22 protein-coding genes are annotated in these 23,360 nt (G+C 34.6%); 19 read left to right on the forward strand and 3 right to left on the reverse strand.

Annotated features, from left to right (window positions below; all coding sequences use genetic code 11):
- Positions 1-11 precede the first annotated feature (11 nt).
- The 18 genes from BAU23_RS06860 to BAU23_RS06945 all read left to right on the forward strand — a co-directional run bounded on the left by BAU23_RS06860 (position 12) and on the right by BAU23_RS06945 (position 20,092).
- On the forward strand, positions 12-1,502 hold the full coding sequence (locus BAU23_RS06860) for an o-succinylbenzoate--CoA ligase (protein WP_001161505.1): 1,491 nt from the start codon (positions 12-14) through the stop codon (positions 1,500-1,502).
- Between the two features lie 4 nt (positions 1,503-1,506).
- Positions 1,507-1,923, forward strand: coding sequence for a MaoC family dehydratase (locus tag BAU23_RS06865; protein ID WP_071733871.1), 417 nt, complete (start codon positions 1,507-1,509; stop codon positions 1,921-1,923).
- Entirely contained in the window at positions 1,923-2,918 is a 996-nt protein-coding gene (locus BAU23_RS06870; RefSeq protein WP_001219349.1) for a 3-oxoacyl-ACP synthase, read from the forward strand. Before BAU23_RS06865 ends, BAU23_RS06870 begins: the two co-directional genes overlap by 1 nt.
- Before the next feature lie 62 nt (positions 2,919-2,980).
- Positions 2,981-4,777, forward strand: a complete 1,797-nt coding sequence (locus tag BAU23_RS06875; protein ID WP_071734031.1) for a 6-bladed beta-propeller — start codon at positions 2,981-2,983, stop codon at positions 4,775-4,777.
- Between the two features lie 234 nt (positions 4,778-5,011).
- Positions 5,012-6,229: a substrate-binding domain-containing protein gene (locus tag BAU23_RS06880; RefSeq protein WP_071733873.1), complete on the forward strand. Its 1,218-nt coding sequence runs from the start codon at positions 5,012-5,014 to the stop codon at positions 6,227-6,229.
- Positions 6,230-6,320: 91 nt separating this feature from the next.
- Positions 6,321-7,094 (forward strand): ABC transporter ATP-binding protein, encoded by a 774-nt coding sequence (locus BAU23_RS06885; protein ID WP_000149306.1) that lies wholly within the window; start codon positions 6,321-6,323, stop codon positions 7,092-7,094.
- Positions 7,072-7,773, forward strand: coding sequence for a branched-chain amino acid ABC transporter ATP-binding protein (locus BAU23_RS06890; RefSeq protein WP_001196706.1), 702 nt, complete (start codon positions 7,072-7,074; stop codon positions 7,771-7,773). The genes BAU23_RS06885 and BAU23_RS06890 overlap by 23 nt, the downstream gene beginning before the upstream one ends.
- A 21-nt stretch (positions 7,774-7,794) precedes the next feature.
- On the forward strand, positions 7,795-8,655 hold the full coding sequence (locus BAU23_RS06895; RefSeq protein ID WP_000382784.1) for a branched-chain amino acid ABC transporter permease: 861 nt from the start codon (positions 7,795-7,797) through the stop codon (positions 8,653-8,655).
- A gap of 49 nt (positions 8,656-8,704) precedes the next feature.
- The gene (locus tag BAU23_RS06900) at positions 8,705-9,658 is read left to right on the forward strand and encodes a branched-chain amino acid ABC transporter permease (protein WP_002126891.1); all 954 of its coding nucleotides are present in this window, start codon (positions 8,705-8,707) and stop codon (positions 9,656-9,658) included.
- A gap of 340 nt (positions 9,659-9,998) precedes the next feature.
- Positions 9,999-10,442 carry a MarR family winged helix-turn-helix transcriptional regulator gene (locus tag BAU23_RS06905; protein WP_071733875.1) on the forward strand — a complete coding sequence of 148 codons (444 nt, stop codon included), beginning with the start codon at positions 9,999-10,001 and terminating at the stop codon, positions 10,440-10,442.
- A 52-nt stretch (positions 10,443-10,494) separates the two neighbouring features.
- Positions 10,495-11,436: a ring-cleaving dioxygenase gene (locus tag BAU23_RS06910; protein WP_071733877.1), complete on the forward strand. Its 942-nt coding sequence runs from the start codon at positions 10,495-10,497 to the stop codon at positions 11,434-11,436.
- Between the two features lie 16 nt (positions 11,437-11,452).
- Entirely contained in the window at positions 11,453-12,508 is a 1,056-nt protein-coding gene (locus BAU23_RS06915; protein WP_071733879.1) for an LLM class flavin-dependent oxidoreductase, read from the forward strand.
- A 618-nt stretch (positions 12,509-13,126) separates the two neighbouring features.
- The gene (cydA, locus tag BAU23_RS06920; RefSeq protein WP_000448895.1) at positions 13,127-14,530 is read left to right on the forward strand and encodes a cytochrome ubiquinol oxidase subunit I; all 1,404 of its coding nucleotides are present in this window, start codon (positions 13,127-13,129) and stop codon (positions 14,528-14,530) included.
- Positions 14,517-15,533, forward strand: coding sequence for a cytochrome d ubiquinol oxidase subunit II (cydB, locus tag BAU23_RS06925; RefSeq protein ID WP_000950078.1), 1,017 nt, complete (start codon positions 14,517-14,519; stop codon positions 15,531-15,533). The genes cydA and cydB overlap by 14 nt, the downstream gene beginning before the upstream one ends.
- Positions 15,533-17,254: a thiol reductant ABC exporter subunit CydD gene (cydD, locus tag BAU23_RS06930; RefSeq protein WP_071733881.1), complete on the forward strand. Its 1,722-nt coding sequence runs from the start codon at positions 15,533-15,535 to the stop codon at positions 17,252-17,254. The genes cydB and cydD overlap by 1 nt, the downstream gene beginning before the upstream one ends.
- Complete coding sequence (gene cydC / locus BAU23_RS06935) at positions 17,251-18,978, forward strand: thiol reductant ABC exporter subunit CydC (RefSeq protein WP_071733883.1); 1,728 nt, start codon at positions 17,251-17,253, stop codon at positions 18,976-18,978. Before cydD ends, cydC begins: the two co-directional genes overlap by 4 nt.
- A gap of 187 nt (positions 18,979-19,165) precedes the next feature.
- Entirely contained in the window at positions 19,166-19,387 is a 222-nt protein-coding gene (locus tag BAU23_RS06940) for a hypothetical protein (RefSeq protein WP_000461287.1), read from the forward strand.
- A 255-nt stretch (positions 19,388-19,642) separates the two neighbouring features.
- Positions 19,643-20,092, forward strand: coding sequence for a DUF6376 family protein (locus BAU23_RS06945; RefSeq protein ID WP_000673254.1), 450 nt, complete (start codon positions 19,643-19,645; stop codon positions 20,090-20,092).
- A gap of 35 nt (positions 20,093-20,127) precedes the next feature.
- Here BAU23_RS06945 and BAU23_RS06950 read toward each other — a convergent pair whose 3' ends face one another.
- The 3 genes from BAU23_RS06950 to BAU23_RS06960 form a co-directional block, all read right to left on the reverse strand.
- A complete protein-coding gene (locus BAU23_RS06950; RefSeq protein WP_001089866.1) occupies positions 20,128-20,466 on the reverse strand; it encodes an EamA family transporter in 339 nt (112 codons plus the stop codon).
- The gene (locus tag BAU23_RS06955; RefSeq protein WP_071733885.1) at positions 20,459-20,800 is read right to left on the reverse strand and encodes an EamA family transporter; all 342 of its coding nucleotides are present in this window, start codon (positions 20,798-20,800) and stop codon (positions 20,459-20,461) included. Before BAU23_RS06955 ends, BAU23_RS06950 begins: the two co-directional genes overlap by 8 nt.
- A gap of 203 nt (positions 20,801-21,003) precedes the next feature.
- Positions 21,004-22,005, reverse strand: a complete 1,002-nt coding sequence (locus BAU23_RS06960) for a S66 family peptidase (protein WP_071733887.1) — start codon at positions 22,003-22,005, stop codon at positions 21,004-21,006.
- Between the two features lie 218 nt (positions 22,006-22,223).
- On the opposite strand from BAU23_RS06960, the gene BAU23_RS06965 reads away from it, so the two are divergent.
- The gene (locus tag BAU23_RS06965; RefSeq protein ID WP_071733889.1) at positions 22,224-23,177 is read left to right on the forward strand and encodes a D-alanyl-D-alanine carboxypeptidase family protein; all 954 of its coding nucleotides are present in this window, start codon (positions 22,224-22,226) and stop codon (positions 23,175-23,177) included.
- Positions 23,178-23,360 lie beyond the last annotated feature (183 nt).

Genomic DNA, 23,360 nt, shown 5'->3' on the forward strand with positions numbered 1-23,360 from the left:
GTGGGGAAAATATGCAAGGCATTGCTTATTGGATTGAAAAACGGGCCTATTTACATCCAGATCGCATTGCCATTATTACAGAAGAGGAGGAAATGACATATAAACAGTTACATGAGTATGTAAGTAAAGTAGCAGCATATTTAATTTACGACTTAAATGTGCAAAAAGGAGAGAGGATAGCTATTTTATCACAAAATAGCTTGGAATATATTGTACTTTTATTTGCTATAGCAAAGGTAGAATGTATTGCTGTTCCACTGAATATACGGTTAACAGAAAATGAACTTATATTTCAGTTAAAAGATAGTGGAGCTACAGTTTTATTTGTAGAGGAAACATTTCAAAATATGGCACTGTTAATGCAGAATGTAACATATGTACAAAGAGTTATTTCGATTAAAAGTTTAAAAGAAATAGAAGATAGAAAAATTGACAACTTTGAAGAGATAAATGAAAGCGCATCCTTTATTATATGTTATACCTCGGGGACAACAGGACAACCGAAAGGAGCTGTACTTACACAAGAGAATATGTTTTGGAATGCGCTTAATAATACATTTGCGATTGACCTAACTGTTCATGACCGCTCCATTGTGTTATTGCCTTTATTTCATATTGGTGGGATTGGTTTATTCGCATTTCCAACTTTATTTGCAGGTGGAATAATCATTGTTCCGAGAAAATTTGAGCCAACCATAGCTCTTTCTATGATAGAAAAATATAAAGTGACTGTTGTAATGGGAGTACCTACAATTCACCAAGCATTAATTAATTGCGCAAAGTTTGAAACTACAAATTTACAATCAGTTCGCTGGTTTTATAACGGTGGTGCACCATGTCCAGAAGAGTTGATGAGAGAATTTATAGATAGAGGATTTTTATTTGGTCAAGGCTTTGGTATGACTGAAACATCACCAACCGTATTTATGCTTTCAGAAGAAGATGCAAGACGTAAAGTAGGCTCAATTGGAAAACCTGTTCTGTTTTGTGATTATGTACTTATTGATGAAAACAAAAATAAAGTTGAGATTGGTGAAGTTGGAGAGTTACTAATAAGAGGACCAAATGTAATGAAAGGGTATTGGAATCGGCCAGATGCAACAGAAGAAACGATTCAAGATGGTTGGTTATATACGGGAGATTTAGCTAAAGTTGATGAAGATGGTTTTGTATACATTGTCGGTAGAAAAAAAGAAATGATAATTTCCGGTGGTGAAAATATTTATCCCCTTGAAGTAGAGCAAGTTATTAATAAACTATCAGAAGTATGTGAGGTAGCAGTAATTGGTACACAACATGTAAAGTGGGGAGAGATTCCAATCGCCTTTATTGTGAAAAAGAGTTGCAGTGTATTAACTGAAAAGGAAGTCATTGATCATTGTCGTTTATTTCTAGCCAAATATAAAGTTCCAAAAGAAATTGTGTTTCTAGAGGAATTGCCTAAAAATGCAACTGGTAAAATTCAAAAAGCACAGTTAGCAAATCAACTGAAAAGTAGGTGAAGGGATGATTATGTATAGTTCCGGTCAACAGGCATCATGTAGTAAAACAATAACAGAAACGGATTTTTTATTATTTGCGGGTTTGAGCGGGGATTTTAATCCAATTCATATTGATCATGAGTATGCAAAACAAACTAGATTTAATCAAAGAATCGCACATGGTTTATTAACGTCTAGTTTATTATCACAATTGTTAGGTGTTCATTTACCAGGAAAGGGTTCCGTTTATATGGAACAAACTATTAAATTTACAGCGCCAGTTTTTATAGGAGATACGATTACAGCTACGGCAACAGTACAAGAATTTATGATAGAAAAGAGAGTTTTGAAATTGTTAACTGAGTGTCATAACCAAAAAGGAGATTTAGTGTTAACGGGTGTAGCGACTATGATGGTGCCAAAAAAAGGAGGAATTGTCTAATGAGAATTGGGATTGAAGCAACTGGTGTTTTCTTCCCAAAAGACGTAGAAACGGCCGCAGATTTATCTAAAAAAACAGGTATTCCTGAGAATATTATTATAGAAAAGTTTGGGTTATATGAAAAACATGTCGCAGACGAAACGATGCATGCATCAGATTTAGCTATTGCTGCTGCAAAGCCAATATTATTACAAGTAGATCCTCAATCTATTGATGTAGTCATTTATTTTGGCAGTCCACATAAAGATTACCACGTATGGTCTAGTGCCCCAAAAATTCAGCATGAACTTGGATTGAAAAATGCTTATGCTTTTGAAATTATGAATGTTAGTTCTTGCTTTCCAATCGCTCTCAAAGTTGCAAAGGATATGCTCTACTCTGATAAATCAATTGAAAATATATTATTAGTAGGTGGATGTAAAGAATCTCAAATTGTAGATTATGATAATCCACGCTCACGTTTTATGTTTAATTTTGCTGATGGCGGAAGTGCAGCTTTAGTAAAAAAGGGAGCTAGCAACGGTGAAATATTAGGCAGTGCGATTATAACGGATGGTTCATTTCATGACGATGTTCGTATTCCAGCTGGTGGATCGAAGCAGGTTGCGAGCTATGATACAGTTGAGAATCGACAACATTATATTGATGTAATAGATCCTATTAGTATGAAAGAACGTTTAGATCCAATTTCAACCCCTAATTTTGATAAGGTTATTCGGGAGGCGTTAAGAAAAAGTGGATTTACTCCTAAAGATATTAAAGTATTGTTACCACTGCATACAAAACGCTCTATGCTAATAGAATTGTTACAGGGGCTGGGCTTAGTAGAAGAGCAAGTTGTATATTTAGATCATTATGGACATATGTCAGCGCTTGACCCATGTATAGGTCTTCATTTTGCAAATGAGCAAGGGAAATTACAGCCTGGAGATATTGCAGTAGTGGTTAGTGCAGGTACTGGGTATACTTGGGCAGCTACTGTGATTAGATGGTAGTAAGCATGGATTTTATCAAAAAAATTATATGTTGTTTTTTCATTGTTATTGTGAGTCTAGGGATGTTTGCTTCTGTAGGAAGTGCCTCTGCTGTAAAATATGTGAAATCATGGGGGAGTGAGCTAGATACTTCTAAGTTACTAAGGACACCAGTGGCGATGGCAAGGGATGCAAAAGGATTTTTGTATGTTGTTGATATGGGGAATAATAGGATTTTGAAAATAGATAAGAATGGAGAAGTTGTTGATGCTATAGGAACTTTAGGTGAAGGTCCGGGACAGTTTAATATGCCATTTGGTATTGCTGTTGATAAAGAAGGTAATATTTTAGTTGCGGATACAGCGAATTATCGTATTCAAAAATTTAATGAGGAGTTTCAATTTATTAAAAGTTGGGGCACAAAAGGTAAAGGAAGTGAGCAGTTCTCGTTTCCTAGGGAAATTGCAGTAGATAGCGATAACAATTACTATATTACGGATGAATACAATCATCGTATTCAAAAATATAGCCCGGATGGGCAGTATATTCAAACAATAGGGAGTTATGGAAAGGCGAATGGAGAAATGGCTTTACCACAAGGAATTGCGATAAATAAACAAGACGAGGTCTATATTGCAGACACATATAACAATCGTATTCAAGTGTTTGATAAAAAAGGGGAGTTTCAGCGAGTAATCGGAACAGGAATTGCAGGTTTAGGCCCATATCAATTCTACCATCCAAGAGGAATAAATTTTGACTCAACATCTGGATCGCTATATGTAGCAGATACATATAACAATCGGATAATGAAATTTACAAATAAAGATCAATTTTTATATACAGTAGGTAACTTTTTTCAGTTTGTTTATCCTAATCAAGTTTTTCCGGATGGTAAAGGGAATATCTATATAACAGATACGGGAAATAATCGTGTACTTTTATATAATGAGGTAGGCCTAACAGCGGTAATGAAGAAAACCATAGGTAATGAAAGGAATGGAAATACACAATATGCAGGACCTTATGATGTCGAAAGAGACACGAATGGAAATGTTTTTGTATCTGATTCTTTTAATCATCGAATTTTGAAATATGATATATCTGGGAAGATTGTTGCTAAGTGGGGAAGTTTATTTGGTACTGGTGGGCCACTTGGGTTCGGAAGTCTTCCAGGACAGTTTTTTGTTCCAAGACAGATTGCAACGGATCGTTACAATAATGTGTATGTATCTGATTCTGTAAATCATCGTATCCAAAAATTCACCAATTCAGGGATAGCGCTTGCTTCATATGGTTCATTTGGAGTATTACCAGTTTTTTTTCAATTTCCATCTGGAATAGCTATTGATAGTAAAGGAAACATATTTATAGCTGATTCAGAAAATCATCGTATTCAAAAATTTAATCCATTCTTTGTATATATGAAAGAATGGGGGAGAAAAGGAAGTAGAGAGGGAGAGTTTTTTCAACCTATGCAATTAGCAATTGATTCAAAAGATAATGTTTATGTTGTTGATCGGATTAATAATAGGGTTCAAAAATTTGATAATGAGGGTAATTTTCTTACAAAATGGGGTACAAATCATGGAGCTGGAAACTTAGATCCACTAGAAAATTGGAGAGAGGGTCCAGGAGATCTTTTTTTGCCAATAGGAATTGAAATCGATATAAATAATACGGTATATGTCACAGATACTTCTAATAATCGTGTGAATATTTACAATGAAAATGGGGATTTTTTAGAGTCTTTTGGAAGTTTTAATGGTATGTCAGGGCAGTTTTTCTCACCACAAGGAATAGATGTGGATAGTCAAGGGAATATCATTATTACAGATGGTTTACTCCAAAGAATTCAATTTTTTAAGAAAGCTAATTAATATTGGAGACTCAAAATGCTTGTTAGAAAGGATAGAAGTTTAATAGTTTGGGAATGCGGTATAGGTAGGAATAAAATATTTATATGAAATTGTAAAGGTGTTTAATGGAAATCGGAGAAGATACATGTATACTAACAATCTCGTTTATATTATTCAAAGGAAAAGTCATAATTACGGATGGGTAACTTTGGCGTGTTTGACTCTATCAGAAAGTAAAGTATGGGGAGGATCACAATGTCGATGAAAAAACGTAAATGGCTAAAAATGGTGGCTGCTGGTTGTGTTTTAGGTTCGTTATTAATAACGGTAGCTTGTTCAGGAAAGAAAACAAGTACAGAGGATGAAAAGACGATTAAGGTAGGGGTTCTTGCTTCATTAACAGGTCCATTAGAATCATATGGAAAACAAACAGTGAACGGATTTGAATTAGGGTTAGACTATGCAACTGGTGGAACTGGGAAAGTGGAAGGGAAGAAGATTAAGTTTGTTGTAGAAGATACGGAAACGAAAGCTGATGTAGCGGTTAAAAAAGCTACGAAGTTATTAGAAGAAGAGAAAGTCGATTTTTTAGTCGGATCGTCTAGTTCAAGTGATACATTAGCGGTTTTACCACTTGCAGAGGAATATGAAAAAATAATGGTTGTAGAACCAGCAGTAGCTGATAGTATTACCGGGAAGAACTGGAATAAATATATTTTTAGAACAGGTAGAAATTCATCTCAAGATGCAGTCGCTGGTGCTGCGGCAATTGCTAAAAAAGATGTAAAAATAGCAACGTTAGCACAAGATAATGCTTACGGCCGTGAGGGAATTGCGGCATTTAAAGCTGGAGCGAAGAAATTAGGTGCGAATATTGTAAACGAGCAATATGCTGATACAAATTCGACTGACTTCACTGCAAATATTCAAAATATTATTAGCTCAAAACCAGATTATTTATTTATCGTTTGGGCAGGTGCGAATTCACCTTGGAAACAGTTAAAAGATATGAATGTGGAAGCGCAGGGTATTAAAATTTCTACCGGTGCACCAGATATACCGGCATTAAAAACGATGGATGCGTTAGTAGGAATGCAAGGTTTTTCTGTTTATTATCACACACTTCCGAAAAATAAGGTGAATGATTGGTTAGTTGAAGAACATAAAAAAAGATTTAATGGTGCGGTGCCAGATTTATTTACAGCAGGAGGAATGTCAGCGGCAATTTCAATTGTAGAAGCTTTAAAGAAAACAAAAGGTGATACAGATGTAGATACATTGATTAAGAAAATGGAAGGAATGGAATTTGATACACCGAAAGGAAAGATGAAATTTAGAGAGAAGGATCATCAAGCGATGCAGACACTTTATTCTATCACATTGAAAAAGCAAGATGGTGTTGATTATCCGGTGCCAGTATTAGAGCGAGAATTAACGATGAAAGAGACAGAACCCCAAGTTCAAAATAAATAGACTGAATTTTCTGTTGTTTTTGTATAAAGAGGGAGTACACCCTCTTTATACGTATTTCTTTCATACTTAAAGCTTTAAAGGGAGGGATTTCGTGACACATTTGCTAGAAACGAAAAATCTTTGCGTATCTTTTGGCGAGCATCATGTTATTAAGGATGTGAATTTAACAGTACAAAAAGGAAAGCTCATTTCAATTATTGGACCAAATGGTGCAGGAAAGACAACGCTATTCAATTTACTAAGTGGACAAATTTCTCCAACAAAGGGTGAAGTATATTTTAAAGGACAAGAGATTACAAATTTATCAATTTCGGATCGTACTCGATTAGGAATTGGTCGTTCTTTTCAACTTACAAATATATTCCCAGAGTTAACGGTACTTGAAAATGTTCGTTTAAGTGTTCAATCATTTGTGCAAGATTACTATAGTTTTTTTCCGAGTTCGGCAAAATTTAAGCAACAAGTTGGAGAGGCGAGACGTTTCTTAAAAACAGTATTACTTCACGAGAAAGAACATGTATTAGCGAAAGATCTAGCGCATGGGGAAAAACGAAAGTTAGAGCTTGCGATGTTATTAGCTTTAAAAACGGATGTGTTACTACTTGATGAGCCGACGGCAGGTATATCAGTTGAGGAGGTACCGGCTATTTTACAAGTGATTGAAAATATTAAGAAACATCCAGAGAGTACAATTGTACTTATTGAACACAAAATGGATATGGTACTAGGCTTGTCAGACCATCTTATCGTTTTATTCCATGGAGAGTTATTGGCTGAAGGTTTGCCCGAAGAAATGATGAAAGATGAGCGTGTACAAAGTGCTTATTTAGGGGGATTATATAGTGGCACTATTACAAGTGAATAATATAGAGACGTATTTAGATCAGTTTCATATTTTACAAGGGGTATCTCTTACTGTTGAGAAAGGAACGATTACTGTACTGTTTGGAAGAAATGGGGCAGGGAAGACTACGACATTACGTTCGGTTATGGGATTTCACCATATCGCACATGGTGAAATTTATTATGATAGTACACAAGTAAATGGATTATCTACACATTTAATTTCAAGGAAAGGAATAGGGTATGTACCAGAAAATCAAGGTATTTTTCACGACCTGACAGTAGAAGAAACATTCGCTCTTGCTAGGGGGAAGGGAGAAGAAGCGGAAGAAAAAATAGACTGGATGCTTGAATTATTTCCAGATTTAAAGCAATTTTGGCACAAAAAAAGCGGACTCTTAAGCGGAGGGCAAAAGCAAATGCTAGCAATTTCAAGAGCATTTATTAATAGTGATGGTTTATTACTTATTGATGAGCCGAGTAAAGGCTTGTCGCCCATTATGATAGAAAAATTAATGATAGCCATTTTGAAAATGAAAGAGAAAACAACAGTTTTACTCGTTGAACAAAACTTTATGATGGCTAGTCAAATTGGTGATTACTTTTATATTATGGATAACGGAAGAATTGTTCATAACGGTTTTATGCATGAATTAAAAGAGGATAAGGAAATGTGTCACAAATATTTAGGAATCTCTTAACATGAATCCGGGGTGAGAAGGATGGATGTGTTAATCAATTTATTTGTAAATGGGATTTCAACAGGGATGCTCATTTTTTTATTAGCGTCAGGTCTTTCACTTATTTTCGGTTTAATGAGCGTTCTAAACTTCGCACATGGTGGGTTATTTGCATGGGGAGCTTTTACAGGTGTATGGATATTTAATACAACTGGAAGCTATTTACTCGCTTTAATTGGAGCAATTGCTATGGGGATGTTTCTTGGATTCATTTTAGAAAGATTCCTTATTAGACCGGTATATGGAAATCATGTTCGCCAGCTTCTTGTGACGCTTGGAGGAATGCTTGTACTTAGTGAATGTATTAAAGTATTTTGGGGGCCAAATCCAATTGGTGCTAAATTACCGTTATGGTTACAAGGTAGTTATACATTTGAAGGCGTTATATTAATTAAATATCGTCTATTCGTTATTTTAATTGGGATCATCATTTACATTGCCTTACTATTATTGCTCAAAAAAACAAAGATAGGTCTTATGATTCGCGCAGGTGTAATGGATAAAGAGATGGTTCAAGCGCTCGGTATTAATGTAAAAGCGATATTTTCTTTCGTCTTTTTATTAGGAGCAGGGATGGCGGCTTTGGGAGGCTTCTTATTAGCACCGTATTCAGGTGTTATTTTCGCCGAGATGGGTATGCAGTATGCGATTTTAGCTTTTATAGTAGTGATAATTGGAGGATTAGGAAGCGTACAAGGTTCAGCAATCGCTTCTTTAATTGTTGGATTAGCTGGTGCTTTTACAGCATATTTTATACCGGATTTATCACTTGCAATTAATATGTTAATGTTACTATTTTTCTTAATAGTGAAGCCAACGGGACTTGTTGGTGAAAAGGGGTGAAATGGTGAACAGCACATCGAATCGAATTAAAGTATACTTCGGAGTATTTATGCTCATTTGTTTAAGTGTATTTCCATTCGTAAATGATTCACGGAGCTTGTTAATTTTGTTCACTCAAATCTTCATCTTTGCTATTTTCGCTATGAGTTTTGATGTTCTCCTTGGATATACAGGTATTGTTTCATTCGGTCATTGTATGTTCTTTGGTATAGGGGCGTATGGGGTAGCACTTTTATTTGATCGACAAGGGGTGTCTATCACAAACTTTTTTATAGGAATAGCAGCCGCAATTATTGTATCAGCCATCGTTAGTTATATAATCGGTTTGCTTTCTTTACGGCTGAAAAGTCATTTTTATGCAATGTTAACGCTCGCTATTTCCCAGCTGTTTTTTGTACTTGCTGAAAAATGGCGTTCACTGACTCATGGAGGAGATGGATTTACATTTCGTGTACCAGATATATTCCGTGATCGTTTTACATTTTATTATATAACATTTATATGTCTAATCAGTATTTTCATTTTGTTACGCCTTTTCACAAAATCTTCAATTGGGAAAGTGTTAAAGGCGATTTCACAAAATGAACAACGAGTTGAAGCACTTGGCTATAAAGTTCTTCATTATAAAATTATTGCTAGTGTTGTTGCAGGAGTAGTTGCAGCGATTAGCGGTGGTTTATTTGTCATCACATTACGCTTTGTTAATACAACTGTATTTTCAATTGAAATGACGTTAAATGCATTATTGATGACAATGATTGGGGGAGTTGGAACGTTAATCGGAGCTATTGCTGGAGCGGGGATTATTGAATCACTGAAATATTATTTATCAGAACTAGCTACAGAGTATCCGATTTTTGAAAGGTGGACGATTATTCTAGGTTTATTATACATTATCGTGTTATTGGTTTTTCCAAAAGGATTAGTTGGAACGGTTAAGAAGTTGAAGAATTTTAAAAGAAGTAAGAAGGAGAAGAGTACAGGGGTGGAACAGAACGTTTAAACTCTTTGGAATAAGGTTTTGGTAATAAGGAATAGCTCTATATAAGATAAAAAGGTTTTAGGTGAAGCTATATAATATGAAGTCCCTCCTTTAACTTATCTAAAGGAGGGTTTGCCATTTCTAGAAAAGAACTTGGGTGTATGGAATTCGTGAGATTGTTATTTTGTATAAAAGTCTATTGCGTTAATTAAATAGTTCAATTGATGCTAATTTATTATTTCTAATTGGAAAAATAGCTGGTTAAGATTTTTGGGATTAAATATGTATTTACTCTTTACTTGCTTTTTTATCACTTGAGTGGTAAAGTGATAGTGAGATCAACGCTAGGAAGTGATGAAACATGCGTGAAAATACGATAGGGTCGTTAATATGGTTACGCCTAATACGATTTACAAACCAAAGTAATCAAATGTCAAATGAGTTTTTAAAACGTTTTGATTTAACGACAGCTCAATTTGATGTGCTTTTGCAAATACGGACTTATCAGCCATTAACACAAATGGAGTTAGCAGAAAAGGTTATCGTTACACAAGGCGGTATTTCTCGAATGTTAACACGTCTTGAAAAAGAAGGATATATTATACGAAAACAAGATTGGAAAACGAAAACAATTAGTCTTACAGAGCAAGGGGAAGGGGCTTTAGAAAGAGCATTGCCAGAGCAACTTGCATTTCAATCATCATTTTTTGATGATGTATTAAATGAAGAAGAGCAGAAAATACTATACGAGTTGATGACAAAAGTTCATAAGCATAGTGAAAAAAAAGAATTACCGAATGAGTAATTTTTTTTACTCAATCAATTGACTAATCAAGTGATAAAGAGGAGGAAGTTTTATGTATACAATTCCAGGACATCACCACATTTCTATGGTGACTAAAAATGCGAAAACGAATAATAATTTTTATCGAGATGTTTTAGGATTACGCCGAGTGAAAAAGACAGTCAATCAAGATAATCCATTTATGTATCATTTGTTTTATGGCGATTTAACAGGGAGTGCCGGAACTGAATTATCATTTTTTGAAATGCCGAATGTAGGAAGAACAATCCGTGGCACAAATGCAATAACGCAAATAGGTTTGCTCGTACCTTCAATAGAAAGCCTTACATTTTGGAAGAAACGTTTTGAGTCGTTTCAAGTGGCGCATGGAGAAATTACAACTTACGCCAGCCGAGACGCACTGCACTTTGAAGATCCAGATGGCCTACGGTTAGTGCTACTAAATAATAACGGTGAAGAGGTGCCTGAATATTGGACTGCATGGGATGACTCTTCTGTAGAGCAGAATCATCGTATTTTAGGTATGGGAACAGTTGAAATGACAGTGCGCAGTTTAAATAAATTATCAAAAACATTAACAGGTTTGTTTGGTTACAAAGAAGTATCTCGTTCGGACGATGAGGGGATTTATCAATCTATTGCTGGTCAATCTTTTGGAGAAATTTTGGTGAAACAGCAAGAGGGAGAGAGTGAAAGACCTGGTAAAGGAAGTATTCATCATTTAGCTATTCGTGTAAAAAATGATGAAGAACTGAGTTACTGGAATGAAGCTGTGAAAGATAAAGGGTTCCAATCAACAGGGATTATTGATCGCTTTTATTTTAAAAGTTTATATTTCCGTGAGTCAAATGGAATTTTATTTGAGATTGCGACGGATGGACCAGGATTTACTGTAGATTCAGCAGTTTCTGAATTAGGAAAAGAGCTAGATTTACCACCATTTTTAGAAGAGAGAAGAAAAGAGATTGAGGAGAAATTAATTCAACTTGATTAAAAGGGAGAGGACAACTATGGAAAAATACCGTATTGATACAAGTAAAGGAATTGAATTTGGATTATATTCAATTGGAGATCACATTTTAAATCCGCATAATGGTTCGAAAATAAGTGCAGAAAAAAGAATTCATGAACTAATTGAAACAGCTAAGTTAGCAGATGAAGCTGGACTTGATGTGTTTGCTGTCGGTGAAAGTCATCAAGCGCATTTTACAACGCAAGCTCATACAGTTATTTTAGGAGCTATTGCACAAGCTACGAAAAACATTAAAATCGCGAGTTCTGCAACAGTATTAAGCACATCAGATTCGGTTCGTGTATATGAGGATTTTGCTACAATCGATTTAATTTCTAATGGTCGTGCGGAAATCGTTGCTGGTCGTGGATCTCGTATTGGGGGATATAGTTTACTGGGTTACGATGTAAATTATTATGAAGAACTATTTGAAGAGAAGATGGATCTTTTATTAAAAATAAATAAAGAAGAAAGTGTAACATGGAAAGGGCAGTTTAGAACGCCGCTTGAACATGCGACAATTATACCGAGAGCTAAAAATAACAATATGCCAATTTGGCGTGCTGTTGGAGGGCCACCTGCTAGTGCAATTAAAGCAGGACACGCAGGTGTACCAATGATGCTTACGACACTTGGTGGCCCAGCTATTAATTTTAAAGTTTCGGTGGATGCATATCGTGAAGCTGCTGAACAAAGTGGTTTTGACCCAGCAACATTACCGATTGCTACAACAAGTTTATTTTATACAGCAGAAAATTCACAAGATGCACTTAGTGAATATTATCCTCATATCCATGCTGGTATGCTTGCACTACGTGGTGGTGGGTATCCAAAACAACAATTTACTAATGCAGTAGATTATCGTGACGCGTTAATGATTGGTAGCCCGCAACAAATTATTGAAAAAATGCTTTACCAATATGAATTATTTGGGCAGCAACGTTTTATGGCACAGATTGATTTTGGCGGCGTACCATTTGATAAGATTGAGAAAAACATCGAATTAATTGCAACTGAAATTATGCCGGCTGTTAGAAAGCACATAGCAAAATAATTGAAGAATACCGGGAGTCTAGCTGACTCTCGGTATTTTTTATGTTAATTCAGTTTCAAAAAATGACGAAAAAATGAACTTTTAATCTAAAAAAAGGAAAGGATTTTTTCTATTTGTGAATAACAATATTCTTAATTTGAATTTTGGAAATACATTTTTCTCTTGACAAAAATGTAGCGTATTTTCCGGTTTGATTCGAGGACATTTTTTGAGAGGAAAGTCAAGCGTATGAAGAGAAAAACGTAATAATAATTGATATAAGAGTCCGTTGTATGTTTGAAAAACAAGTTTTTAAAATGTGAGAAATCTAATTCAAAAAAATTACAAAAGACATATTTCAGACAAAATCCTGTCAATAATACGTCAAAAATCACATGAATTTATTATGTAAGTATATTATACAATTCGATTAACGAATAAAACACTACTGAAATAGTGAAAAGGTAAATCGTATGAAGAAAGTTCTTTTGTAATTATCTAAAAAACTGACAATCTATATTTTCAGAAAGTACATAAACGAATTTATCTTTTTGTATTTCCAAATGATTGAATTGTTCGTTATGAAGTGAATTCAATCGATATTACGATATAAAAAATTATGAAGGAAGTGAATTTAGCATGGAAACGCTCGAATTGGCACGAATACAATTTGCATCTACAACGATTTTTCATTACTTTTTCGTTCCGCTATCCATTGGTTTAGCTTTTATCATTGCGTTAATGCAAACGTTGTATGTGGTAAAGGGACAAGAAGTTTATAAGAAGATGACAAAGTTTTGGACACAAATATTCCTTGTTAACTTTGCAGTAGGTGTTGTAACAGGTATTTTACAAGAATTTCAGTTTGGTATGAACTGGTCAACATATTCACGTTTTGTTGGTGATGTTTTCGGACCGTCACTGGCAATTGAAGGTTTATTAGCATTTTTCATTGAGTCTACATTCCTAGGTTTATGGGTATTCGGTGAGGATAAACTTCCGAAGCGAGTTCACCTTTTATGTATTTGGCTCCTCTCAATAGGAACAATGTTATCAGCATTTTGGATTTTAACTGCAAGTGCATTTATGCAGTCCCCTGTAGGATATGAAATGGCTGCAGATGGACGTGCGCAGATGAATGATTTCTTAGCGATTATTCAAAATCCACAGTTATGGGTGCAATTCCCGCATACAATTACAGCGGCACTTGCAACAGGCGCATTCTTTATTGCTGGTGTTAGTGCATGGAAAATTGCAAAACAACAAGAGACTGAGGTGTTTAAGAAGTCTTTCCGAGTTTCTATCGTTGTTGGAACAATTACAACAGCTCTTGTATTATTTTTCGGTCATGCACAAGCTCAAAATTTAATTAAGACGCATCCGATGAAAATGGCGGCAGCTGAAGCGTTATGGAATACGAGTGAGGATCCAGCGCCATTTACAGTGTTTGCGAAAATTGATACAGAGAAGAAAGAAAATTCGTTTGAAATTCAAATTCCTTATATGTTAAGTCTATTGTCATATGATAAATTTAGCGGTCAAGTTGAAGGGATGAATCAAATTCAAAAACAATATGAAGAAAAATATGGACCTGGAGATTATATTCCGCCAGTACATATTATGTTCTGGAGTTTTAGAGCGATGGTAATGAGTGGAACATTTATGCTTCTTCTAGGAGCGTACGGCTGGTTCTTATCAAGAAAAGATCGTTTAGCTGAAAAAACTTGGTATTTAAAATTAATGGTATATGCAATTGCACTACCGTTTATCGGAAATACAGTAGGTTGGATTATGACTGAAATGGGACGTCAGCCTTGGGTTGTCTTTGGTGTTATGAAAACAGAAGATGCAGTATCTCCAAACGTTACATTTGGAGAAGTATTATTCTCCCTTGTTTCATTCACATCACTATATGTAATTATTGGAGGCATTACTGTTTACTTATTCGTTCGTATCATTAAAGGACATGCGAATAAGAAAGTGAAAAAGGATTATCAAAGCCATGATCCATTTGATAAGGAGGAAGAGTATGTTATCTCTTAATGAGTTATGGTTTCTAATTATTTCAACCTTATTCGTTGGATTCTTCGTACTTGAAGGTTTCGATTTTGGTGTAGGAATCGTTTCAAGGTTTTTAGGAAAGAACGATTTAGAAAAGCGTATATATTTAAATACAATTGGACCGTTTTGGCACGCAAATGAAGTATGGCTTGTTTGTGCTGGTGGTGCTATGTTTGCGGCATTTCCGCACTGGTATGCAACTTTATTTAGTGGGTTCTATATTCCGTTTGTGTTTATGCTTCTTGCATTAATTATAAGAGGTGTTTCCTTTAAATTCCGTGCGAAAATAGAAAATCATAAATGGAAGAGTTTCTGGGATTGGGGCATGTTTATTGGAAGTTTGCTACCTCCCATACTTTGGGGAGTTGCAATTGCAAACTTCATGGTAGGTGTACCAATTGATGAAAGTAAAAATATGGTAGGCGGATTCATGAAATTACTTCACCCATTTGCGTTACTTGGAGGAGTTATGTTTCTTCTTCTATGTATTGTTCATGGTTTGCAATTTCTTACCATACGTACAACAGGAACATTACGAGAACGCGCACGTATTGCCGCAACAAAGATTGCACCTTTTGCATTAATAACACTTCTTGTTTTTGCAGGTGTAGGGTTATGGAAAACAGATATTTTCACCGCACATGGTTCAGAGTGGCTAATGGTTCCGATCGGAGCTTTTGTAGCGCTATTTGTTTCTACTTTATTAAATAAAAGAAGAAGAGATGGTTGGGCTTTCTTTATGACGAGTTTAACAATCATTTTGCTAAGTGCAAGTGTGTTCATTGGTATGTTCCCGCGTGTCATGATTAGCTCATTAGGAGCGGTGAATGATTTGACAATTTATAATGCGGCATCAGGACCTTATGCATTAAAACTGATGAGCTATTTTTCTCTTGCTATTTTACCGTTTGTTATCGGTAGTCAAATATGGAGTTTCTATGTATTTAGACAACCTGTTAAGTCGGACAAAGATTTGGAGTACTAATGAAAAGAAAAAGAGGACTTCCGTCGTATCCTGGTAGCCGAGTTTTATATGTAACGTTAACCTTTATTAGCATTTTAGAGGCGTGTAGTATTATTGCACAGACAGTGTTTTTAGCACGAGCAATCACATTTTTATTTCATGGAGAAACAGTGCAAGTTGTGCTAAATGAAACTGTTTATTTTGGGATTACGTTTGCAGTACGCCAAATGTTGGTGCGAACATCGCAAATATTGGTTGAGCGTTTCGCTGAAAAAACAGGATTGGCATTACGTAAACAACTAATAGAAGCGTATTTTACATTAGGGCCGAGATTTGTCCAAACGAATGGAACTGGTCATTTGGTTACTTTATCGATTGAAGGCATAGAGAAATTCAAAACATATATTGAATTGACAATTCCTAAAATGATTAGAAGTAGTATCGTACCAGGACTAATTGTTCTATATGTTTTTACACTGGACATTAAGTCAGGAATCATTTTAGTTGTAACGATTCCTATTGTGATTATATTTATGATCCTTTTAGGATTAGCAGCGCAGAAAATGGCGGATAGCCAATATGAAACATATCGTGTACTTTCTAATCATTTTGTAGATACATTAAAAGGGTTAGAAACATTAAAGTATTTAGGGAAAAGTAAACAGCATGAAGGAAAGATTGAAAAAGTAAGTAAACGATATAGAAAAGCAACGATGCGTACTTTGCGAGTTGCTTTTCTTTCTTCTTTTGCATTAGATTTCTTTACGAGTTTATCAATTGCATTTGTAGCAGTCGGATTAGGGATACGGTTAATAGATGGAACGATAATACTATTGCCAGCACTTACGATTTTAATTTTAGCTCCGGAATATTTTCTGCCGATAAAACAAGTTGGAGCGAATTATCATGCTACATTAGATGGACAACTTGCGATAGAGCAAATAGAAGAGATTTTACAGAAACAAAAAGGAATAGAAATGAAAGATTCAAATGTAGATATAGTATGGAACGCCTCTAGTAGCTTGAAATTACAAGATGTAAAAGTAAATAATGATGAATCTGAAAAGGCTATATTAGAGGGAATTGATTTTACTTGGCAAGGTAACGGTGCTATAGGCGTTATTGGTGAAAGTGGGGCAGGGAAATCAACGTTAATCGATGTATTAGCAGGATTTTTATCTCCTTCGGCTGGGAAGATGTTAGTAAATGGTGTTGAAATTGACGGATCTACTCGTGAAGATTGGCAAAAGAATATTGCTTATATTCCGCAGCAACCATATATTTTTCCGCTTTCATTAAAAGATAATATTTGTTTCTATGAAACAAATACAACTGATGAAGAAGTTGAGAGAGTTATTAATGAAGTAGGTCTTCGTTCGCTCGTTGCATCATTACCAAATGGGATGTATGAAATAATTGGAGAAGGTGGACGTATGCTTAGCGGCGGACAAGAACAACGTGTCGCTATGGCACGTGCACTTTTAAGTAAAAAGCCAATCATTTTATTAGATGAACCTACAGCACATCTTGATATTGAAACTGAATTTGAAATAAAGCAATCGATGTTACGTCTATTTGAAGGTAAGTTAGTGTTTCTTGCAACACATCGTCTACATTGGATGAAGCAAATGGATCATATTCTTATTTTAAATAAAGGGGAAATTATAGAAAGCGGAACATATAAAGAACTTTTAACGAATGAGACATTACATTTTCATAGCGAAGAGAGGGGAGAGCGATGAGTAACTGGATTAAGCCTTATATACAGCAAAATAAAGGTAGAATGACTTTGACTATTTTCCTTGGGCTTCTTGGAGTTAGTTCGGGTGCGATGTTACTTTTTATTTCAGGTTATTTAATTTCTAAATCTGCTCTCAGACCAGAAAATGTAATGGCTGTATATGTTCCTATTGTTGCAACACGTGCGTTTAGTATAGGACAAGCGGTATTTCATTATTTAGAGCGTTTAGTTGGACATGATGTCGTACTACGCATATTAGAAAAGATGAGAACGAAACTATATAGAATAGTAGAACCACAGGCGTTATTTTTCCGTTCACGATTTCAAACGGGCGATATGTTAGGCGTATTATCCGAAGATATAGAGCATTTGCAAAACCTATATTTACGTACAATATTTCCTAGCATATTAGCATTAGTTGTATATAGCATATTTGTGGTTGTTATTGGTGCATTTGACGTAGTGTTTGCACTCATTGCAGGCTGTATGTTAGCTATTATCGTTTTTCTTCTTCCGTTTGTATCACTGCTTTTAATGAAACAACATCATATCGCTTTGAAGCAAGGAAGAAATCGTTTGTATCAACAATTGACAGATGCAGTATTTGGGTTATCTGATTGGCAGGCGAGTGGTAGAAAAAATGAATTTATTAATGCGTATGTAGAGCAAAATGATCAATTGTTAAAAACAGAGAAGAGATTGAAACGCTGGTATCATATTCGAGACAGTCTCATTCATTTAGTAGTAGGGATTGTAGTTATTTCAATGATTATATGGACTGGGAATGAAGCGGCAAGTGAACAAATTGCACCTACAGTTATCGCGGCCTTCGTATTAATGACTTTATCTGTAACGAATGCGCTTATTCCTATTTCAGATGCCATCGATCGAATCCCATCGTATGTAGAATCTGCTCATCGTCTTAATGGTGTAGAAAGTGATAGTGTTTTACATGATGAAATGGATTTACATGGAGCTAAGGATTACGTTGCACCAAAATATGTAGATATTGAACTGAATCATATATCGTATAGTTACCCGGATAGTAACGAGACGGTATTAAAAGATATATCGTTACAAATAAAAGCAGGAAAGAAAATTGCTATTTTAGGTAGAAGTGGGACAGGGAAATCTACTTTACTAAAATTGTTAACAGGGGCGTTAAGTCCGGTAAATGGCCACGTTTTATTAAATGGTGAACAAGCGCATACGAATCTTTTATCCGAATATATTTCTGTATTAAATCAAAAACCGCATTTGTTCGATACGTCAATTGGAAATAATGTGCGAATCGGTAAACCAGAGGCTAATGATGAAGAGATATGGAAAGCTTTAGAGAAAGCACAGCTAGCTTCACATATTGCATCTCTTCCTGATGGATTACGAACAAAAATGCATGAAATGGGAAAGAGGTTTTCTGGTGGAGAAAGGCAAAGGGTAGCATTTGCAAGAACTCTTATGCAAGAAACACCGATTATTGTACTTGATGAACCGACTATCGGTTTAGATCCTAAAACGGAATTAGCCTTAATAGAAACAATGTTTTCTGCAACAGAAGAAAAGACTGTTCTCTGGATTACACATCACCTTGTAGGAATTGAACATGTAGATGAAGTTATTTTCCTTGATAGTGGTCAAATCGCTATGCAAGGTAGCCATGAACAGTTACTGAAAGAAAATGAGAAATATCGTAGCCTTTATGAGCTCGATAAAGTGAAACTTTAAAATGAAAAAAACACAAATTCTTGACAGTTCAAGGTTTGTGTTTTTTTATATTTGTGGTCAAATCATATAGGACGTATAAGCTAGTTGAACATGGAATGGTTATATATTGTTAGAAAGGGGGTTTAAAACCTAGCCTTTCAAGGCAATACTGAGCCATAGTGAAAGGATTGTTGGAAGGCGTGATTATATGTTTGAAGAGGATGGCATTGTGTTAATTATGGAGCCTGCTGATGAACGGAATATAAGGAAATTTATTTTTACTGTACCGAAGTCAGTTTATGAAAAAAAAGGGATTATATTACATTACGGAACACCTTTAGGCCAAGGGTATACGGACATTATAGAAGATATTATTAGTGTACATATAGAAATAGATATTGTAACGATCATAGGACATGTAAGAGTATAAAGGGAAACTTTAATTAGTGAGAGTTATACGTACCTCGAAAACAGATGTACTTAAAATAAGTATGTCTGTTTTTATATTTAAATGAATAAAAGTATGATAAGTTGTTCGAAGTACATGTTGAACAGGATAATAATGATTTTTCTAGAATGTATTAGAGAAAGATTAAATAATAAGATATGATGTGATAGGGTGTATAAGAAGAAAATAAAGTGTTTATAAATGAATAAAAGTATGATAATTATTTAGGAGGTCAAAATGAAGTTTACAAAAACAATGCTACTTTCAATTGTAGTTTCAATTGGTTTGATGGGATGTTCGCTAGTAGAGGAAGGGAAGAACTCTATAGATTATGCTCAAAAAGCGACAGACTATGTAAATGAAATAAGTGCATTTGCAAATGAAGCACCAGCATTAGCTGAAAAGGCTGTTAATGATGGAGAAGCTCGAAAAGAACTAGAAACGAAACTTACTGAAATTAAACAAGATATACCAGCTTTTAATGAATTAACACCACCGGATGTAGCGAAGGATCTTCACCAGCAAATCGTCGGATATAATGAAAAGTTAAATACATTAATTGATACATCTATGCAAAAGATAGAGGAAGGAAAAATGAATGTAGAGCAGTTTAAAGACTCTGAGCTTATGCAGACGATAGAACAAGTTCGTGATTTGAAAGATAAGGTTCAAAACTTAGGGCAATAACAAAAAGATCCGTTTATCATAAACGGATCTTTTTGTTATTGTATACAATAGACGATTACACCAATGACAATAATAATATTGCCAATGACTTTTCGTTTCGTTATTTTCTCCCCTAGGAAGTACCAACCGAAGATTAATATAATGATATAACTCAATGATTCTAATGCAGATGCTTGCTTTAATGCCAAGCCCTTTAAGGCGATCACATTTAATCCGGCATTAATTACAAATAAAAAGTAGCCGATGATAACATAAGGATTCACATATTCTTTTATTCTAGAATCGTATTGTTGTAAAGTAGCCTTTTTTAATAATATTTGTGAGTAATTGGCTAAAATTATCCCGAAAATAAATAATAACATATAACTATTCATCTTTTGTCACCACCACAATCCCGACGATAATAATAGCTGCACCAAGTATGTGATTCCAATGTATCTTATCTCCGAATAGGAATACTGACCATAGCATAGACCACAGTATTATAATTCCGCGGTGTGAATATGCTTTAGAAATTTCAAAATTCTTAATGACTTGTTGCCATAGAATTGCATATCCGAATAAAAGTACAACAAGTCCGAAGTAAGCAATAAAAAATGAAATTGATGCAATAGGGAATTGAGCTGTCCATTTCATGTAAACCATAATGATAGAATATATCAAGAAGGCCACATGTAAAAATACATAGTTTTTAATAGTTGGTTTCATATATTCACTCTCTTTTACATTTATATACACGTATGTAAACTCGATGTATATAATCAATAGCTTCTTATTATATATAAAAGGCATATTGAAATGATTTTTGTTTATTTCTTCACATTCCAAAATATATAGTATCATGTCTTCTAATGTAAAACAATAGAAGGCAATGCGTAGCTATAGAGCTGAAAATAATAGAGCTAGTAGAGTTAGGTTTTCCACTGTTCTATAATTTGTATCGTTTTATTTGTTGCATCCATCTCTACTTGAATACCTATTGGCAAAGTAATCATTGGATGAGTATGACAACAGTCAAAATCGGCTAGAAAAGGAAGTTTTTGATTTTGTAATACTTCTAATAATATTTCGTAAGGTTTTCTATTTGTACCACAATCATCAAATTGCTCATGTTTTCCAAGGATGATACCTGAAACTTTATCAAAAACGCCGTTAATTTTAAGTAATGAAAAACTTCTTTCGATAGTAGCTGCATCTTTTGAGCTATCTTCAATAAAGAGAATGTCACCATCTTGAATAAGTGGCATATAGGGGCTACCCCAAATACCTTGTATAGTATTTAAATTCCCACCAATAATACGTCCAGTAGCTTTCCCACCAATTACTGAAATCCAATTGTTCGGTCGAAGATCTTTTTCTTTCGTTTTTTCTTCCCAATTAATAAATTCATCTGACCAAAATAACGGCTGATTTATGTTGTAAGGAAGGTGTTGATCAGTTAATACAGTATCCGCAAAATATTTGTACGTGCAATCTACGAAAGGCTCAAATTCACCAAAAGAAGGAACGAGTGCTGGACCGTAAAATGTAGGAATTCCTGTTTTTGCATAAATTCCTAGTAATAACGCTGTTGCATCTGAATAGCCAATCATTAATTTAGGATTCTTTTGAAAAGTCTCATAATCAATATAAGGTAGTAATGAATTTGAATTCAGTCCCCCAATTGTCGACATGATACAAGAGACGTTAGGGTTTCTAATCAAGTCATTTAATTCATCAGCACGTTCTTTAATGCTTCCTGAACGATAATAATCATATTGACCTGTTAGTGAACCTTCTAATATATGAAAACCTTTCTGTTCTAAGTATAATTTTGCTCGCTCAAATCTCTTTGGAGAAGTATAGGTTACTGGTGAAGAGGGAGAGTAGATGCCAATTGTATCGCCATATTTTAATGCTTTTGGAAGTATCATTTGTATAAATCCTTTCTATTATATGGTGTTTTTGAACTTTTTATTATTGAATATTCTTATATTTCGTTATTTTTAGTGTAACACATATAAAAAAGAGAAAGGGATTGAAATAATAATTGTTGTAGATGAATAAATATGCTTTTTACCTTGACGATATAAAGTAATTGTTGTTATGGTTAAACATGAGTGTATAAAAGGTTTGTTAAAGGAGTTTTAGAATGAAGCGGTTAAAATGGGGAAGATTAACAATCCTATTAGTAGTAATTCTGGGTATATGTTGGTTCTTTTTCCAAGGGGTTCAAAAGAGTGAAACAAATGTAGATACTCAGCCTATACAAGTGGCAGAGCTACTTAAAACAGGGCTATCTGAAAAAGTAGTTCCACCAAAATATATACCACCAGAAATTGATGCAAAAGCAGCTATTATTATCGATGCGAGTAATGGAGAAGTTATTTATCAAAATAATGAAAATGAAGCTGTTGCCCCTGCTAGTATGTCAAAAATGATGACAGCATATCTCGTTTTAGAGAATATACATAATGGGAAAGTCCACTGGGAAGATCCAGTGAAAATAAGTGCAAAGTCGGCACAAACAGAGGGTGCAAAAATCCCGATGCAAGCAAATGATACATTAACTGTTAAGGACTTATATCATGCGTTAATGATTGAATCGGCTAATAATTCGGCTGTCGCTTTAGCGGTACATGTAGCTAAGACAGAAAAAAGCTTTGTTCAACTTATGAATGAAAAAGCAAAGCAGTTAGAAATGTCAGATAAAGCTAAATTCGCGAATGCTTCCGGATTGCAGGAGCCCGACGGAAGTGAAACAAAAATGACAGCAGCTGACGTAGCGAAATTAGCGTATCATCTTATAAAAGACTACCCAGAGATATTAGAAGTGACTCACTTACGTCAAAGTCAGTTAGCATTTAATAATATTAATGTTACAAACACAAATGAGATGTTAAACAAAAATAATAAAGCTTTATATATAGAAGGAATAGACGGTTTAAAAACAGGGTTTACAGATAGCGCAGGGTATTGTTTTACAGGTACTGCAAAACAAGGCGATAATCGCATTATTACAGTTGTTATGGGGACAAAAAGTAAAACAAAACGTTTTACAGAAACAAATAAATTAATGTCCTATGCATTTCAATTGCTTAATTAGGTGAAGAAAGAAGTAAATTAGATTTTTATAAAATAAAGCAGACAGTTTATTGAACCTTGATGTTGGTGACAATAGACTGTCTGCTTTATTCTTTGACGTATTGGGAGTAAAAACTTAAGTGATATCATTTGAGTTTGTTTTTGTTTGTTGATATTATTAAGTTAAGAACTTATTAATAATAAG

The organism is Bacillus nitratireducens (genome assembly GCF_001884135.1).
GTDB lineage: Bacteria > Bacillota > Bacilli > Bacillales > Bacillaceae_G > Bacillus_A > Bacillus_A nitratireducens.